The organism is Bradyrhizobium sp. SZCCHNS3016, from assembly GCF_032484535.1.
Taxonomy (GTDB): Bacteria; Pseudomonadota; Alphaproteobacteria; order Rhizobiales; family Xanthobacteraceae; genus Bradyrhizobium.
Genome location: NZ_JAUETE010000010.1, coordinates 139,174 through 155,268, shown reverse-complemented (window position 1 = coordinate 155,268; position 16,095 = coordinate 139,174). Strand labels below are relative to the sequence as shown.

The 16,095-nt window shown below is 64.6% G+C and carries 16 protein-coding genes; 15 read left to right on the top strand and 1 reads right to left on the bottom strand.

The features are described from left to right. Nucleotides 1-7 precede the first annotated feature (7 nt). Entirely contained in the window at nucleotides 8-1,417 is a 1,410-nt protein-coding gene (locus QW881_RS20020) for a DEAD/DEAH box helicase (protein WP_315734604.1), read from the bottom strand. Between the two features lie 509 nt (nucleotides 1,418-1,926). Here QW881_RS20020 and urtA point away from each other — a divergent pair. The 15 genes from urtA (at nucleotide 1,927) to QW881_RS19945 (ending at nucleotide 16,016) form a co-directional block, all read left to right on the top strand. Then, nucleotides 1,927-3,249 carry an urea ABC transporter substrate-binding protein gene (urtA, locus tag QW881_RS20015; RefSeq protein WP_315753429.1) on the top strand — a complete coding sequence of 441 codons (1,323 nt, stop codon included), beginning with the start codon at nucleotides 1,927-1,929 and terminating at the stop codon, nucleotides 3,247-3,249. Nucleotides 3,250-3,381: 132 nt separating this feature from the next. After that, a complete protein-coding gene (gene urtB, locus QW881_RS20010) occupies nucleotides 3,382-4,944 on the top strand; it encodes an urea ABC transporter permease subunit UrtB (protein WP_409998946.1) in 1,563 nt (520 codons plus the stop codon). Further along, complete coding sequence (gene urtC / locus QW881_RS20005) at nucleotides 4,941-6,104, top strand: urea ABC transporter permease subunit UrtC (protein ID WP_315753425.1); 1,164 nt, start codon at nucleotides 4,941-4,943, stop codon at nucleotides 6,102-6,104. The genes urtB and urtC overlap by 4 nt, the downstream gene beginning before the upstream one ends. 4 nt (nucleotides 6,105-6,108) lie before the next feature. Beyond that, nucleotides 6,109-6,870 (top strand): urea ABC transporter ATP-binding protein UrtD, encoded by a 762-nt coding sequence (gene urtD, locus QW881_RS20000; RefSeq protein WP_315753423.1) that lies wholly within the window; start codon nucleotides 6,109-6,111, stop codon nucleotides 6,868-6,870. Nucleotides 6,871-6,988: 118 nt separating this feature from the next. Continuing rightward, nucleotides 6,989-7,684: an urea ABC transporter ATP-binding subunit UrtE gene (urtE, locus tag QW881_RS19995; protein WP_315753421.1), complete on the top strand. Its 696-nt coding sequence runs from the start codon at nucleotides 6,989-6,991 to the stop codon at nucleotides 7,682-7,684. Nucleotides 7,685-7,743: 59 nt separating this feature from the next. Further along, complete coding sequence (locus tag QW881_RS19990) at nucleotides 7,744-8,580, top strand: urease accessory protein UreD (protein ID WP_315753419.1); 837 nt, start codon at nucleotides 7,744-7,746, stop codon at nucleotides 8,578-8,580. Nucleotides 8,581-8,628: 48 nt separating this feature from the next. Beyond that, complete coding sequence (locus QW881_RS19985) at nucleotides 8,629-8,931, top strand: urease subunit gamma (protein ID WP_015669637.1); 303 nt, start codon at nucleotides 8,629-8,631, stop codon at nucleotides 8,929-8,931. 131 nt (nucleotides 8,932-9,062) lie between these two features. Continuing rightward, nucleotides 9,063-9,368 (top strand): urease subunit beta, encoded by a 306-nt coding sequence (locus QW881_RS19980; RefSeq protein ID WP_315753417.1) that lies wholly within the window; start codon nucleotides 9,063-9,065, stop codon nucleotides 9,366-9,368. Between the two features lie 3 nt (nucleotides 9,369-9,371). Beyond that, nucleotides 9,372-9,911 (top strand): HD domain-containing protein, encoded by a 540-nt coding sequence (locus QW881_RS19975; RefSeq protein WP_315753415.1) that lies wholly within the window; start codon nucleotides 9,372-9,374, stop codon nucleotides 9,909-9,911. A gap of 54 nt (nucleotides 9,912-9,965) precedes the next feature. Next, nucleotides 9,966-11,681 (top strand): urease subunit alpha, encoded by a 1,716-nt coding sequence (ureC, locus tag QW881_RS19970; protein ID WP_315753413.1) that lies wholly within the window; start codon nucleotides 9,966-9,968, stop codon nucleotides 11,679-11,681. Nucleotides 11,682-11,728: 47 nt separating this feature from the next. Next, a complete protein-coding gene (locus QW881_RS19965) occupies nucleotides 11,729-12,028 on the top strand; it encodes a putative quinol monooxygenase (protein WP_315734580.1) in 300 nt (99 codons plus the stop codon). 27 nt (nucleotides 12,029-12,055) lie between these two features. Beyond that, on the top strand, nucleotides 12,056-12,661 hold the full coding sequence (locus QW881_RS19960) for an urease accessory protein UreE (RefSeq protein WP_315753411.1): 606 nt from the start codon (nucleotides 12,056-12,058) through the stop codon (nucleotides 12,659-12,661). Beyond that, on the top strand, nucleotides 12,642-13,370 hold the full coding sequence (locus tag QW881_RS19955) for an urease accessory protein UreF (RefSeq protein WP_409998945.1): 729 nt from the start codon (nucleotides 12,642-12,644) through the stop codon (nucleotides 13,368-13,370). Before QW881_RS19960 ends, QW881_RS19955 begins: the two co-directional genes overlap by 20 nt. 69 nt (nucleotides 13,371-13,439) lie before the next feature. Beyond that, complete coding sequence (gene ureG / locus QW881_RS19950; RefSeq protein ID WP_315753407.1) at nucleotides 13,440-14,063, top strand: urease accessory protein UreG; 624 nt, start codon at nucleotides 13,440-13,442, stop codon at nucleotides 14,061-14,063. Nucleotides 14,064-14,360: 297 nt separating this feature from the next. After that, a complete protein-coding gene (locus QW881_RS19945) occupies nucleotides 14,361-16,016 on the top strand; it encodes an HWE histidine kinase domain-containing protein (protein WP_315753405.1) in 1,656 nt (551 codons plus the stop codon). Nucleotides 16,017-16,095: the final 79 nt, after the last annotated feature.

The window sequence follows — 16,095 nt, the reverse complement described above, 5'->3', positions numbered from 1 at the left end:
TAGACGTCTAGTTTGGCCGTTGGTTGCGGTTGTGAGCGTGGTTTTTGGGTCTGCCCTCGCGATGCAGGAAAGCAACGCCTTGAATCGACCCGGCCTTGCCGCCGCCTTGCGACGGCCGCTGGGGCTCCTGACGATTGCCTGGCAGAGGCGCCATCTTAGCATTGGAACGACGGCGACGGCGAGGGCCTTTTGCGGCGGTGCCACCCTCGTTGGTCCGCGCATTCTGCATGCCAGGACGGCCGCCACGCTGAGGCGGTTTGGCCGGTGCCGCGGCCTCGCGGAGGCCCGGCGTGCGGCGATCGTCGCGCGGCAGCGAGATCTTGATCAGCCGTTCGATGTCGCGAAGGTAGGACAGCTCGTCCGCTCCGGCGACGAGCGAAATCGCGATGCCTTCAGCGCCGGCGCGTGCCGTGCGGCCGATGCGGTGGACGTAGGTCTCCGGCACGTTGGGCAGGTCGAAATTCACGACATGGCTAACGCCGTCGACGTCGATGCCGCGGGCCGCGATGTCGGTTGCGACCAGGGTTCGGATCTCGCCGGTGCGGAACGCTGCGAGGGTGCGCTCGCGGTGGTTCTGTGACTTGTTGCCGTGAATCGCCTGGGCGGGGATGCCGGCCTTTTCCAGGCTCTTCACGACCTTGTCGGCGCCGTGCTTGGTACGGGTGAACACCAGCGCGCGGTTGACCGGCTCCTGCTTGAGCAACTGAGCCAGAAGGTTCGGCTTGGCCGAGTGGTCGACGTGGATCACGCGCTGGGCAATGCGCTCGACCGTCGAGGAAACGGGGGTCACCGCGACCCGCGCGGGGTCGCGCAGCATGGCGTCCGCAAGCTCGGCGATGTCCTTCGGCATGGTGGCCGAGAAGAACAGCGTCTGCCGCTTGATCGGCAGCTTGGCGACGATCTTCCGGATGTCGTTGATGAAGCCCATGTCGAGCATGCGGTCGGCTTCGTCGAGCACCAGGAACTCGACCTGGTTCAGCTTCACGGCGTTGCCCTGGACGAGGTCGAGCAGCCGGCCAGGCGTGGCGACCAGCACCTCGAGGCCCGGCATGAGCGCGCGGACCTGGCGTCCCATCGGCACGCCGCCGATCGCGAGCGCCGAGGTCAGGCGGATGTGGCGGCCATAGGTGTTGAAGCTGTCGAGGATCTGGCCGGACAGTTCGCGGGTCGGGCTCAGAACGAGCACGCGCGCCGTCTTCGGCTGCGGCTTGATCCGGTTCTGCAGCAGGCGGTGCAGGATCGGCAGGGCGAACGAGGCGGTCTTGCCGGTTCCCGTCTGGGCGATGCCGATCACGTCGCGGCCTTCGAGGGCGAGCGGGATGGTCTGTGCCTGGATCGGGGTGGGGGTGGTGTAGTTCTCTTCCTTCAGCGCGCGCGTCAGCGCGTCGGCGAGGTTAAAATCCTGAAAGGATGTCAAAAGATTGGGCTTTCCATAAGAGGATGAGGCCCGTGTCGGCAGCCAGCCGGACGCGGGTGGGTGGTTGAAGAGACACCCGCGTGTTTGGAGCGTCGAGATTGGATGGGTGAGAATGCGAAGCCAGAAGCTCTGAACGAGCTAAAGAACACGCGGCTTGCAGAGATCCGGCCGATTCGCCTCGATCTATCAGATATATGGAACAGACTAGCGGCACTTTCAAGGCCGGTGCGCAACGGATCGGCGATTGAGCCGGTACTCTGCTGCTTTAATTTTAGCCATTCAAAACAAAGTGCATAAATCGTGAGCTCGATGCCAGCCGAATAATCACCGTGCCTGCCTAAACCGGCGGCACGAGATTGCGACCTTCCGTCGCGATTGGCCCGAGTTCCAGATTGAGATCAATGGCTTACGAGATGTGAATGGCATGGCATGCTTCTTGCGATTCTTCCGCCGCAGACCGCCGGCCGCCTCGGCTGTGAAGCACGTCTGCGTCAGGGAGATATTACCTCATGCTTACTCGACTCACTCAGGAATTAACGGCGCCATTCAGCCGCCGTCGCTGGCTGGCTGCTGCTGCCGGCCTGGCGCTCGGCGTCGCCGGCTTCGGCCCGGCCATGGCCGCCGACGACACCATCAAGATTGGTGTTCTGCATTCTCTGTCCGGCACCATGGCCATCAGCGAAACCACGCTGAAGGATACGATCCTGTTTCTGATCGACGAACAGAACAAGAAGGGCGGCGTGCTCGGCAAGAAGCTTGAGGCCGTCGTCGTCGACCCCGCTTCGAACTGGCCGCTGTTCGCCGAGAAGGCGCGCGAGCTGATCACCAAGAACAAGGTCGCGGTCGTGTTCGGCTGCTGGACCTCGGTGTCGCGCAAGTCGGTGCTGCCGGTGTTCAAGGAACTCAACAGCATCCTGTTCTACCCGGTCCAGTACGAGGGCGAGGAGAGCGAGCGCAACGTGTTCTACACCGGTGCGGCGCCGAACCAGCAGGCGATTCCGGCCGTCGACTACCTGATGAAGGAAGAGAAGGTGAAGCGCTGGGTGCTGGCGGGCACCGACTACGTCTATCCGCGCACCACCAACAAGATCCTCGAAGCCTACCTGAAGTCCAAGGGCGTGGCTCAGGACGACATCATGATCAACTACACGCCGTTCGGTCACTCCGACTGGCAGACCATCGTCGCCGACATCAAGAAGTTCGGCTCGGCCGGCAAGAAGACCGCCGTGGTCTCGACCATCAACGGCGACGCCAACGTTCCGTTCTACAAGGAGCTCGGCAACCAGGGCATCAAGGCCAAGGACATTCCGGTGGTCGCGTTCTCGGTGGGTGAGGAAGAGCTCGCCGGCATCGACACCAAACCGCTGATCGGCCATCTCGCCGCCTGGAACTACTTTGAGTCGATCAAGACCCCGGCCAACGAGAAGTTCATCAAGGATTGGCAGGCCTACACCAAGAATCCGAAGCGCGTGACCAACGACCCGATGGAAGCGCATGTGATCGGCTTCAACATGTGGGTGAAGGCGGTCGAGAAGGTGAAGTCGACCGATCCGGACAAGGTCATCGACGCTCTCCCGGGCACCGAGGCGCCGAACCTGACTGGCGGCGTGTCGAAGATGCTGCCGAACCACCACATCACCAAGCCGGTGTTCATCGGCGAGATCAAGGGCGATGGCCAGTTCAGCGTCGTCTACAAGACCAAGGACCTCGTCCCGGGCGACGCCTGGTCGAAGGAGCTTGAGGGCTCCAAGGACCTGATCGGCGACTGGGTCGGCAAGAAGTGCGGCAACTTCAACGTCAAGACCAACAAGTGCCTGGGCTCGGGCACCTGAGATCGATCTGACGTCCAAGTCACGACTGGAGAAGGCGGTGGATAGCGCCGCCTTCTCACTTCCTCCTGCCGGGGTTGTCCAGTGCCTGCAATTGTTCGCGCGATTCTTCGTCGCATTCTTCTTTCTATTGTCCTGATTGCCGTGGCCGCGCCTGCATTCGCGGCCAGCTTCGAAGAGTCCGTCGCCAAGTTCGCCAATGACGATTTCTCCGACACCGATGATGCGGTGGGCGAGATCGCCGTGTCGGGCAATCCGCTGGCCTATCCGATCATCAGCGCGCTGCAGGATGAGCGGCTGATGTTCGATGCCGACACCAAGAAGGTCTATGTCAAGCAGACCGACGGCAAGATCATCGATGCCGCCACCGGCGCCGCCGTCGACAAGCTGCCCGACAACGCCGCGGCGGTCAGCCTCAACAACCGCCTGCGCCGCAGCGTCGACGCCGCGTTGGGCGGCCTGACCCTGCTGTCGCCGGACGTGAACACGCGCCTGTCGGCCGCCAAGTCGGTGTTCAAATCGCATGACGAGGCGACGCTGCCGACGGTGGAAACGGCGCTCGCCAAGGAAACCAATCGTTCGGTCAAGCAGGCCCTCACCGACGCCCGCGCCGCCATCCTCCTGTTCAAGTCCGACGCCAGCGAGGTCGAGAAGCTCGAAGCGGTCGTCACCGTGAAGGCGCGCGGCGACCAGGAAGCGCTGGCGCTGCTCACCGAGATCAGCAGTGGCGATCAGCCCGCAAGCGTCGCCAAGGCCGCGGCAGGTGCCATCGCTTCGATCCAGAGCTCGCTCGCGATCTGGTCCGGCGTGCAGAATGCCTGGTACGGCCTGTCGCTCGGCTCGGTGCTGCTGCTGGCCGCCATCGGGCTTGCCATCACCTTCGGCGTCATGGGCGTGATCAACATGGCCCATGGCGAGATGGTGATGCTCGGCGCCTACACCACCTTCGTGGTGCAGGAGGTCATCCGCACGCGCTATCCGGCGCTGTTCGACTATTCGCTGCTGATCGCGGTCCCGCTCGCCTTCCTGGTGGCCGGAGCCATCGGCGTGCTGATCGAGCGCACCATCATCCGCTTCCTCTACGGGCGGCCGCTCGAGACGCTGCTCGCGACCTGGGGCCTCTCGCTCATCCTGCAGCAGGCGGTGCGCTCCGCGTTTGGCCCGACCAACCGCGAGGTCGGCAATCCCTCCTGGATGAGCGGTGCGTTCGAGCTCGGCCAGATCACCATCACCTATAACCGGCTCTGGATCCTCTGCTTCACGATGGCCGTGTTCGCGATCCTGCTCGCGATGCTGCGCTACACCGCGCTCGGTCTGGAAATGCGCGCGGTGACGCAGAACCGGCGCATGGCGGCGTCGATGGGCATTGCCACCTCGCGCGTCGATGCGCTGACCTTCGGGCTGGGGTCGGGCATCGCCGGCATCGCCGGCGTGGCGCTGTCGCAGATCGACAATGTCAGCCCCAACCTCGGCCAGAGCTACATCATCGACTCCTTCATGGTCGTCGTATTCGGCGGCGTCGGTAATCTCTGGGGCACCCTCGTTGGCGCCTTCACGCTCGGCATCGCCAACAAGTTCCTGGAGCCGGTGGCGGGCGCGGTGCTCGGCAAAATCGCGATCCTGGTCCTGATCATCCTCTTCATTCAGAAGCGCCCGCGCGGCCTGTTCGCGCTCAAGGGCCGGGCGGTGGAAGCATGATGCCGCATATGCTGACGAGGTCGCTGGACCGCGCCGCGACCATCTTCGTGGTGGTCGTTGCGGCCTGCGGCATGCTGATCCCGCTGTCCAACCTGCTGCTGCCGGCGGGCTCGGCGCTGCAGGTGCCGACCTATCTGGTCGCGCTGTGGGGCAAATATGTCTGCTACGCGATCCTGGCGCTCTCCATCGACCTGATCTGGGGCTATTGCGGCATCCTCTCGCTCGGTCACGGCGCGTTCTTCGCGCTCGGTGGCTACGCGATGGGCATGTATCTGATGCGCCAGATCGGCACCCGGGGCGTCTATGGCAATCCGATCCTGCCGGACTTCATGGTGTTCCTGAACTATTCCAAGCTGCCCTGGTACTGGCACGGCTTCGACATGTTCTGGTTCGCCGCGCTGATGGTACTCGTCGTGCCCGGCCTGCTCGCCTTCTGCTTCGGCTGGCTCGCCTTCCGCTCGCGCGTCACCGGCGTGTATCTGTCGATCATCACCCAGGCGATGACCTACGCGCTGCTGCTCGCCTTCTTCCGCAATGATTTCGGCTTCGGCGGCAACAACGGCCTGACCGACTTCAAGGACATCCTCGGCTTCAACGTCCAGGCGGAAGGCACCCGCGCCGCCTTGTTCGCACTGAGCTGTCTCGCGCTCATTCTGGCGTTCCTGATCTGCCGGGCCGTGGCGTCGTCGAAGCTCGGCAAGGTGCTGATCGCGATCCGCGACGCCGAGTCGCGGACGCGTTTCCTCGGTTATCGCGTCGAGTCCTACAAGCTGTTCGTGTTCACGCTGTCGGCGTGCATGGCCGGCGTCGCAGGGGCGCTCTACGTTCCTCAGGTCGGCATCATCAATCCATCCGAGTTCGCGCCCGGCAATTCGATCGAGGCCGTGATCTGGGTCGCGGTCGGCGGCCGAGGCACGCTCGTCGGCGCTGCGCTCGGCGCCGTCGTCGTGAACTACGCCAAGACGTTCTTCACCTCGGGCGTGCTGGCGCCGTACTGGCTGTTCATGCTCGGCGCATTGTTCGTGCTCGTCACCCTGCTGCTGCCCAAGGGCATCATCGGCACGTTCAATACGTGGTGGGATCAACTCAGCACCAAGACGCCCAACGCCGAGAGCGCCGCCCGCGAGGACGGCGTCACCGAACCCAAGATGGCAGAGTGAGCGCATGAACGTGATGGATACCCGCGCGACGTCGTCGCTGCTCTATCTCGACGGCGTGCACGTCTCCTTCGACGGCTTCCACGCCATCAACAATCTCTCGCTGACGCTCGAGCCCGGCGAGATGCGCGCCATCATCGGCCCGAACGGCGCCGGCAAGACCACGATGATGGACATCATCACCGGCAAGACCAAGCCCGACGAGGGTACGGTGCTGTTCGACGGCAAGACGGATCTCACCCGCCTCGACGAGACCCGCATCGCCGAGCTCGGGATCGGCCGCAAGTTCCAGAAGCCGACCGTGTTCGAGAGCCAGTCGGTCGAGGACAATTTGCTGCTCGCCCTCAACGTCGACCACAGCGTCAAGGGCACGCTGTTCTGGCGCGGATCGAGAAGCGAAGCCGAGCAGATCGACAAGGTGCTCGAAACCGTGCGGCTCAAGGACCTCAGGCGCAAGCTCGCCGGCAGCTTGTCGCATGGCCAGAAGCAGTGGCTGGAGATCGGCATGCTGCTGGCGCAGGACCCGAAGCTCCTGCTGGTCGACGAGCCGGTCGCCGGCATGACCGATGTCGAGACGCATCAGACCGCCGAGCTGCTGAAGGAAATCAACAAGGATCACACAGTCATGGTCGTCGAGCACGACATGACCTTCGTGCGCGAGCTCGGCGTCAAGGTCACCTGCCTGCACGAGGGCACGGTGCTGGCCGAGGGCACCATCGATCAGGTGTCGTCGAACGACCGTGTGATCGAGGTCTATCTGGGCCGTTAGTCGGCCGGCGAATAGCGAATGGCGAGTAGCGAATAGGGCAAGGGACGATGACGCAGAGAATTCAATCTATTCGCTATTCGCCATTCGCCATTCGCCCATCAGCGACCGGAGGTCGCTGATGCTCACCGTCGACAACATCAACCTCTATTACGGCGCCGCCCAGGCGCTGCGCGGCGTCTCGATCGCGGCGGAGCCCGGCAAGGTCACCTGCGTGCTCGGCCGCAACGGCGTCGGCAAGACCTCGCTGCTGCGGGCGCTGGTCGGGCAGTATCCGCTGGCCTCCGGCACCATCACCTTCGACGGCGCCGACATCACCCATCTCAAGCCCTATGAGCGGGCGCGCAAGGGCATCGGATTCGTGCCGCAGGGCCGCGAGATCTTCCCGCTGCTGACGGTCGAGGAGAACCTCAAGACCGGCTTCGGCCCCCTGAAGCGCGCCGACCGCAGCATCCCCGATGACGTGTTCTCGCTGTTTCCGGTGCTCGAATCGATGCTCGGTCGTCGCGGCGGCGATCTCTCCGGCGGCCAGCAGCAGCAGCTCGCGATCGGCCGCGCCATGGTGATGCGGCCAAAGGTCCTGCTGCTGGACGAGCCGACCGAGGGCATCCAGCCCTCGATCATCAAGGACATCGGCCGGGCGATTTCGTATCTGCGCAATCTCGGCAACATCGCGATCGTGCTGGTCGAGCAGTATCTCGACTTTGCCTGCGAACTCGGCGACAACTTCGCGGTCATGGATCGCGGCGCGGTAAAATATACCTGCACCCGCGCCAACCTCGATCCGGCCGAGATCAGCCGCCAGATGGCGCTCTGATCACCACGCAGCTTCTCGACGCGGACTCGCCCGCGTCTGGTCCCAGGGGGAGGGGATCGATGCGGGCCGATCCCGCCAACGCCGCTGCCGACATCTTCGAGGCCAACCGCGCCCGCGGCGCGGTGCGCTTCGACGTGCGGCTGCAGGACGGCATGACGCGGCGACATCATCTGCATGAATCCGGCTCGCTGCGGGTGCGCTTTCCCTCGCCCGAGGACGACGGCCTCTCGGCGATGTTCGTCAACACCGCGGGCGGAATCGCCGGCGGCGACCGCTTTGCGATCGAGGTCGCGGCCGGCGAGGGCAGCCGCGTCACGCTCTCGAGCGCCGCAGCGGAAAAGGTCTACCGCGCGGCCGGAAAGCCGGCCGAGCTCGACATTGCGCTGACGGCCGCGGCGAACGCGCACATCTCCTGGCTGCCGCAGGAGACCATCCTGTTCGACCGCGCCCGTATCCATCGCCGCATCGACATCGACCTTGCCGATACCGCCTCCCTCCTGCTCTGCGAGATCGTCGTGTTCGGGCGCACAGCCATGGGGGAGACGATGCGGGAGGGCGAGTTCGTCGATCGCTGGCGGGTGCGGCGCGGCGGCAAGCTCGTGTTCGCCGAAACGATCCGCCTCGACGGCGACATCGGCGCAAAGCTTGCGCAGCCCGCCATCGCCAAGGGCGGCGCGGCGATCGGGACCGCGCTGATCGTGCCCGGGGACGCCGCGCTGGTCGAGCGTATCAGGGAGAGCCTGCCGGCCTTCCGTGGAGAGGCTGGGCTGTCGGCCTGGAATGGATTTGCAATGGCGCGCTTCTGTGCCCAAGATGCCGCGAGCCTGCGCGCCGACATGATGGCGGTGCTCGGCTGTGCTTCGAATAAACCGCTGCCGCGGCTGTGGCTCAACTAGACGTTTACCAACTGACGATCATTAGAAGACGATCACCAGAGAGTCCGCATGAACCTGTCTCCCCGCGAAAAGGACAAGCTCTTGATCTCGATGGCGGCCATCGTGGCCCGCCGCAGACTCGAGCGCGGCGTCAAGCTGAACCATCCCGAGGCGGTCGCGATCATCTCCGATTTCATCCTGGAAGGCGCGCGTGACGGCCGCACCGTGGCCGAGCTGATGCAGGCCGGCGCCCAGGTCCTGACCCGCGACCAGGTGATGCCCGGCATCCCCGAGATGATCCATGACATCCAGGTCGAGGCGACGTTTCCGGACGGTACCAAGCTCGTCACGGTGCACGAGCCGATCCGGTGAAGCGAGCCCAACTCTTTCGGTCGTCATGCCCGGGCTTGACCCGGGCATCCACGCTGTTCGATCTGAATGGAAAAACGTGGAAGGCCGGGTCAAGCCCGGCCATGACGCAGTGGAAACCTGCGAGGTAACTCATGATCCCCGGCGAACTCTTCATCCAGGACGGCGAGATCGAGCTGAATGCCGGCCGCAAGACGGTGACGCTCTCGGTCGCCAACACCGGCGACCGCCCGATCCAGGTCGGCTCGCACTACCACTTCTTCGAGACCAATCCGGCGCTGAAGTTCGACCGGAAAAAAGCGCGCGGCATGCGCCTCGACATCGCGGCCGGCACGGCGGTGCGTTTCGAGCCAGGCCAGACCCGCGACGTGCACCTGGTCGCGCTCGCCGGCAAGCGCACCGTCTACGGCTTCCGCGGCGACGTCATGGGCAAGCTGTAGACGATGCTGACCGGATTACGCCTCGTCTCCGAAGCCGCCGAACTGGCGGCGCGCCGTCATGCCGGCCAGCAGCGCAAGGGCCGCGACGAGGAGCCTTACATCAATCATCTCGCCGAGGTCGCAAACATCCTGTCGGCAACCTGCGACGGCGAGGACGCCGAGCTCGTCGCGGCCGGCTGGCTGCACGACACCATCGAGGACACCGACACCACCCACGACGAGCTGACGCAGCGCTTCGGCCCGCGCGTCGCCGGGCTGGTGGAGGAGGTCACCGACGACATGACCCTGCCGAAGAGCGAGCGGCGCGCGGTCCAGGTCATCGCGGCTCCCGGCAAATCGGCTGGTGCCAAGCAGATCAAGATCGCCGACAAGATCAGCAATATCCGCGCGCGCATCTTCTTCGAGCCGGACCTCGAGCAGCAGCTGGAGCTGCTGGAGTATCTCGGCTGGGCCGAGCAGGTCGTCGCCGGCTGCCGCGGCGTGAACGCGCGGCTCGATGCGCTGTTCGACGAGACGGTTGCCAACGCGCGGGGGACGCTGTGAGCGGTTCGCCAGCATCTCGAAATCAAGACAAGCAGAGCTGAGTGGGGGCCATCGATGTCCGTCAAGATCAAGCGTTCCGTCTACGCCGACATGTTCGGCCCGACCACCGGCGACAAGGTCCGGCTCGCCGACACCGACCTGATCATCGAGGTCGAGAAGGACTTCACTGTCTATGGCGAGGAGGTGAAGTTCGGCGGCGGCAAGGTCATCCGTGACGGCATGGGCCAGTCGCAGGCGACCAACAAGCAGGGCGCCGCCGACACCGTCATCACCAATGCGCTGATCGTGGATCACTGGGGAGTCGTGAAGGCCGACGTCGCGATCAAGGAAGGCATGATCTCAGCGATCGGCAAGGCCGGCAATCCGGACATCCAGCCCGGCGTGACCATCGTGGTCGGCCCGGGCACCGACGTGATCGCAGGCGAGGGCAAGATCCTCACCGCCGGCGGCTTCGATAGCCACATCCATTTCATCTGCCCGCAGCAGATCGAGCACGCGCTGATGAGTGGCGTCACCTCGCTGCTCGGCGGCGGCACCGGCCCGTCGCACGGCACCTTCGCGACCACCTGCACGCCCGGCCCGTGGCACATCGGGCGGATGATGCAGTCGTTCGACGCCTTCCCGGTGAACCTCGGCATCTCCGGCAAGGGCAACGCCTCGCGCCCGGCCGCGCTGGTCGAAATGATCAAGGCCGGCGCCTGCGCGCTGAAGCTGCACGAGGACTGGGGCACGACGCCGGCGGCGATCGACAATTGTCTCTCGGTCGCCGACGATTACGACGTGCAGGTGATGCTGCACTCGGACACGCTCAACGAATCCGGCTTCGTCGAGGACACCATCAAGGCCTTCAAGGGCCGCACCATCCACGCCTTCCACACCGAAGGCGCCGGCGGCGGGCATGCGCCTGATATCATCAAGGTCGCCGGGCTGAAGAACGTGCTGCCGTCCTCGACCAATCCGACGCGTCCGTTCACGCGCAACACCATCGACGAGCATCTGGACATGCTGATGGTGTGCCATCATCTCGATCCGTCGATTGCCGAGGATCTCGCCTTTGCCGAAAGCCGCATTCGGAAAGAGACCATTGCGGCTGAGGACATCCTGCACGATCTCGGTGCGCTCTCGATGATGTCGTCGGATTCGCAGGCGATGGGCCGGCTCGGCGAGGTCATCATCCGGACCTGGCAGACCGCCGACAAGATGAAGAAGCAGCGCGGCGCGCTGCCACAGGACAAGGGCAAGGACAACGACAATTTCCGCGTCAAGCGCTACATCGCCAAATACACGATCAACCCGGCGATCGCGCATGGTGTGTCGAAGCTGATCGGCTCGGTCGAAAAGGGCAAGCTCGCCGACCTCGTGCTGTGGTCGCCCGCCTTCTTCGGTGTCAAGCCGGACTGTGTCATCAAGGGCGGCGCCATCGTCGCGGCGCCGATGGGCGATCCCAACGCCTCGATCCCGACGCCGCAGCCGGTGCACTACCAGCCGATGTTCGGCGCCTTCGGCAAGTCGCTGACGGCATCGTCCGTGATCTTCACCTCGAAGGCGGCCATCACCGGCGGGCTCGCCCGCAAGCTTGGCCTATCGAAGAAGCTCTACGCGGTGCAGAACACTCGCGGCCGCATCTCCAAGAAGAGCATGATCCACAATGATGCGACGCCTGACATCGAGGTCGATCCGGAGACCTATGAGGTGCGCGCCGACGGCGAGCTCCTGACCTGCGAGCCGGCCGAGGTGCTGCCCATGGCGCAGCGCTACTTCATGTACTAAGCTTCCGCCCGGTACCAGAACCAGAAAAGTACCGGGAGGACGAGTTCGTGATCTATGTCGTTGCCACCTTGACCATCAAGCCCGAAACCCGTGCGGAATTCATCGCCGCCGCCACCGCCTGCATCGCAGGGACCCGCAAAGAACCCGGCAATATCGCCTATGATTTGCATGAGAGCGTCACTGACCCCAGCAAAATGGTCTTCGTCGAGCAGTGGGAGAACGCTGAGGCCTTGGTGCCGCACCGCGCGACCGAGCACATGAAGACGTTCGGGCGCGTCGCGGTCAAATGCATGTCGGCCCCGCCGAAGATCGAGATCATCACGCCCGAGAAAGTCGATGTCCGCTGAGCGGAATAAGAGAATGAGAGTTTCAGCATGATCCGCGCGACACGCGTGCTCGGCCAGCATCGTTGGAAAGAGGCTGCCGCCGATTCCGTCCTGCTCGATTTCGACGACCGGCACCGGCGGCGGCTGGTGATGACCGGAACGCGCGGGCTGGAGTTCCTGCTCGACCTCGAGCACGCCACCGCATTGCGCGGTGGCGATGCCCTGATGCTGGAGGACGGCCGGCTGATCGAGGTCGTGGCGGCGGCCGAGCCGCTGCTGGAGATCCGCGCCAGCGATCCGCACCATCTGGTGCGGCTCGCCTGGCACCTCGGCAACCGGCACCTGCCGACGCAGATCCTGGCCAAGAGCCTGCGCATCCGCCGCGACCACGTGATCGAGGCCATGGTCAAGGGTCTCGGCGCGCGTGTCATCGAGATCGAGGCGCCGTTCGATCCGGAAGGCGGCGCCTACGCCGAGCCCAGCCATGCGCACGGCCACGATGATCATGATCACCACGGCCACGATCATCATCACGATCATGCCGGGCACGATCATGCGCATCACGGCCACGCGCATGATCATCACGTGCATGACGAGCACTGCGGCCATGACCATCACGATCACGGTCATTCCCATGCTCACGAGCACAAATGAGCCGGAGCTTCGGCCGGCCTCGATCAGCGCCGCGGATTCGGCCGCGCTGTATCGGCTGCTGACGTGGCTGTCGCCGGCGTTTCCGATCGGCGGCTTCTCCTATTCGAGCGGCATCGAATGGGCCGTGGAGGCGGGCGACATCGGCGATGCGGCGGAGCTGCGCGGCTGGCTCGCGACGATGCTGACCAACGGCTCCGGCTTCTGCGACGCGGCTTTCCTCGCGCACGCGTATCGCGCGGTCGAGCTCGACGATATGGCCAGCCTCCGCGAGGTGGTCGAGCTTGCGGCCGCGTTCGTACCGTCGCGCGAGCGTCAGCTCGAAACCACGGCGCAGGGCCGGGCCTTCATCGAGATCGCGCGGTCCGCCTGGAACTGCGCAGGCCTCGACGAGGCGGTGGCGCGATGTGAGACCATCGTCTATCCGGTCGCCGTGGGGCTGGTCGGCGCGCTTCACGGCGTTCCTCTGGGACCCCTGCTGCACGGCTTTCTGCACGCCCTGACGTCGAACTGGATTTCCGCCGGCAGCCGTCTCGTACCGTTGGGGCAGACCGACAGCCAGCGCGTGCTCGCCGCATTGGAACCTGTCGTCGCCGCGACCGCGGACCGAGCTCTGCTCGCCTCGCTCGACGACATCGGCGGCGCAACATTCCGCGCCGATCTCGCAAGTCTTCATCACGAGACGCAATATACAAGGCTGTTTCGGTCGTGATGAAGCGGGGCAAGGGTTGCTCCGATCACGGCCCCGCGCGGTCGCGCGAACGATAGAAGGGTAGATGACATGGCATCGTCTCACGGTCCGCTCCGCGTCGGCGTCGGTGGCCCGGTCGGGTCCGGCAAGACTGCGCTGATGGATCTCCTGTGTAAATCGATGCGGGAGAACTACGACATCGCCGCGATCACCAACGACATCTACACCAAGTGGGACGCGGAGTTTCTCGTTCGCTCGGGATCGCTGACCCCGGATCGTATTGCCGGCGTGGAGACCGGCGGCTGTCCGCACACCGCGATCCGCGAGGACGCGTCCATGAACCTCGCCGCCGTGGCCGACATGCGCGCGAAGTTTCCTGGGCTCGACTTGGTGTTGATCGAGTCCGGCGGCGACAACCTCGCGGCAACGTTCTCGCCGGAACTGGCCGACATCACGATCTATGTCATCGACGTCGCGGCGGGCGACAAGATCCCGTCGAAGGGCGGACCGGGTATCACCCGCTCCGACCTGCTGGTGATCAACAAGATTGACTTGGCACCCCATGTGGGCGCTTCTCTGGAGAAGATGGAGACGGATGCCAAGCGCATGCGCGGCGCACGGCCCTTCGTCATGACCAACCTGAAGAAGAGCCAGGGGCTTGACCGGATCATCGGCTTCATCGAAGCCAAGGGTGGTCTCAAGCCGTCGGCGTGAGCGCGGGGACTGATCTGCGTCGCACCGTTCTTCGTTGCGCGAGGTATCTGCTGCAATGGCAGACGCAAAAAAGCCTCAACCGGCCGGAACAACTTGAGCCCCTGGGTGTTGCCTCGGCCCGGGGTGCGCCTTGCTCCAAGGCGTCTCGGCGGCCGATGAACGGCCGGTATCCTGGGATCGCTTTCCGCTGATCGCTCCGATCGCTCCCGTCGCCCCGAGGTGCGTCCTTGAGTTGCAGGCCCGGTTATTGGATGACTCGTCTCCTTCGCCACCAACCCTTTACCTCAGAGTAAACGAGTGCTCCGGCTGGGTGTCATCATCGGTTTGATCGCGCTGCTCGGGACGGCGCTATCCGGCTTGGCTGCCTACCGCGTACATGACCAGGAGCTGGCGCTCGATCGCATTGCGCTGGCCCGCGCCATCGACGTCCATGCCAGCCTGGTGCAGGACCGGCTGACCGAACGTGAGCTGCTGGCCCGGGTGGCCTCCGGGCTTTTCCGCGCTCCCTCCGTGATCAAGGCCAATATGCTGGAGCCGCTGCGATCGTCGATCTACGCGTTCAAGACCGACTTCGTGGTGGCGTCGTGGATCGCACGGCTGCGGCCGGATGAGCTCCCCATCGCGCAAGCCGAGCTGCGCCAGGCCGGCTTCCCGAATCCGACCATTCGCAATTTCGACGACATGCCGCTCGGGCCGAACGTCGATCGTCCGTTGGACGTTCTGATGGATCTCGAGCCCCGCAATGCCGAGACCTCCAAGCTTCCCGGTATTGCCCTCGACCGGCAGCCGATCGTCGGACCGATGCTCGCGCGGGCCATGGCTGAGGGCAAGCCGGTTGCGTCCGATCCCACCCCGCTGGTGCGGAGCGATGGTCCGATCGGGATCGTGCTGGCAGCCCCGGTCGTCCCGCAAGGCGCCACTGCACCGGCGGGCTTCGTGACGTTTTCGTACGAGATCGGGCCGCTGCTGCTTACCAATGACGATCTGTCGTTGTTCTCGGTGGCGTTGAAGGACCCGCGCAACGCCTCGGACGAGCTGGTTGCCAATGATCAGGGGGCGGTGACGAGCCGGACCCGCCGGCCGGACGATCCTGCTCCGTCGTCGACCCGCACCGTGGCCTTCGGCAATCACGACTGGTCCTTGGTCTATTACGCCAAGAGCAATGCGGTCCGGCGTGCGCAACAGACCGCGGCGATCGTCGGCGTCATCGGGATGGCGCTCACCGGCATCATCTGCGGCCTGTTCGGCTACGTCGCCTACAACAATCTGCGCCTGAGCCGCGAAATCCAGGTGCGGATCGGCTTCGAGCGCCGACTGACGGCGGTCATCGACGAGCTGAACCACCGGGTCAAGAACATCCTGGCGGTGATCCAGTCCATCGTGACGCGAACGCTGCGTCATGGCAGCGACATGGACGTCGCGCGCGAGCTGCTGATCGGGCGGATCCATGCGATGTCGAACGTGGTCACGCTGCTCAGCGAGAGCCAGTGGCAAGGCGTGCAGCTGCGCGGGCTGTTCGAAGCTCGCGCCATCCCGCATGCCGAGAGGATTGCGGTCAACGGACCCGACATCACCGTGAGCGCGCGTGCCGCGCAGAGCCTGTCGCTGCTGTTCTTCGAACTCGCCTCGCACTCGGACGAGGGCCTCTCGCTGGTGGGAAAGCACCCGCACATCACCGCCAGATGGGAGGTGACGGGCGAAGAGCCGAATGCCGTCTTCCACTTCCGTTGGGAGGAATTGAATACCAGTGAAGCGACGCGGCGGCCGGACAGCGATTTCGGACTGATCCTACTCGATCGCGTTGCGCCGGAAGCACTCGGTGGCACGTCAAAACGCTTCTTCACCGAGGCGAGCTATGTCTATGAGCTGACCGCTCCGATGGAGACCGTCATCGACATGACCGAGCGCGATCGCACCGAGCAGTTCTCCGCGCCGGTGCATCCGCCGCGATAGCTCGCCGGGCTCGTCAGTGAACAGGATAGCAAGGCGCACGATACCCCGGCGCAAGTGTTCAACAATAACAAGTTCAACA

What these genes read in the sequence shown, in the direction of transcription:
- urtA (WP_315753429.1), top strand. Translation starts at nt 1,927, where the DNA reads ATGCTTACTCGACTCACTCAGGAATTAACGGCGCCATTCAGCCGCCGT.
- urtC (WP_315753425.1), top strand. Translation starts at nt 4,941, where the DNA reads ATGATGCCGCATATGCTGACGAGGTCGCTGGACCGCGCCGCGACCATC.
- urtD (WP_315753423.1), top strand. Translation starts at nt 6,109, where the DNA reads ATGAACGTGATGGATACCCGCGCGACGTCGTCGCTGCTCTATCTCGAC.
- urtE (WP_315753421.1), top strand. Translation starts at nt 6,989, where the DNA reads ATGCTCACCGTCGACAACATCAACCTCTATTACGGCGCCGCCCAGGCG.
- QW881_RS19990 (WP_315753419.1), top strand. Translation starts at nt 7,744, where the DNA reads ATGCGGGCCGATCCCGCCAACGCCGCTGCCGACATCTTCGAGGCCAAC.
- QW881_RS19985 (WP_015669637.1), top strand. Translation starts at nt 8,629, where the DNA reads ATGAACCTGTCTCCCCGCGAAAAGGACAAGCTCTTGATCTCGATGGCG.
- QW881_RS19980 (WP_315753417.1), top strand. Translation starts at nt 9,063, where the DNA reads ATGATCCCCGGCGAACTCTTCATCCAGGACGGCGAGATCGAGCTGAAT.
- QW881_RS19975 (WP_315753415.1), top strand. Translation starts at nt 9,372, where the DNA reads ATGCTGACCGGATTACGCCTCGTCTCCGAAGCCGCCGAACTGGCGGCG.
- ureC (WP_315753413.1), top strand. Translation starts at nt 9,966, where the DNA reads ATGTCCGTCAAGATCAAGCGTTCCGTCTACGCCGACATGTTCGGCCCG.
- QW881_RS19960 (WP_315753411.1), top strand. Translation starts at nt 12,056, where the DNA reads ATGATCCGCGCGACACGCGTGCTCGGCCAGCATCGTTGGAAAGAGGCT.
- QW881_RS19955 (WP_409998945.1), top strand. Translation starts at nt 12,642, where the DNA reads ATGCTCACGAGCACAAATGAGCCGGAGCTTCGGCCGGCCTCGATCAGC.
- ureG (WP_315753407.1), top strand. Translation starts at nt 13,440, where the DNA reads ATGGCATCGTCTCACGGTCCGCTCCGCGTCGGCGTCGGTGGCCCGGTC.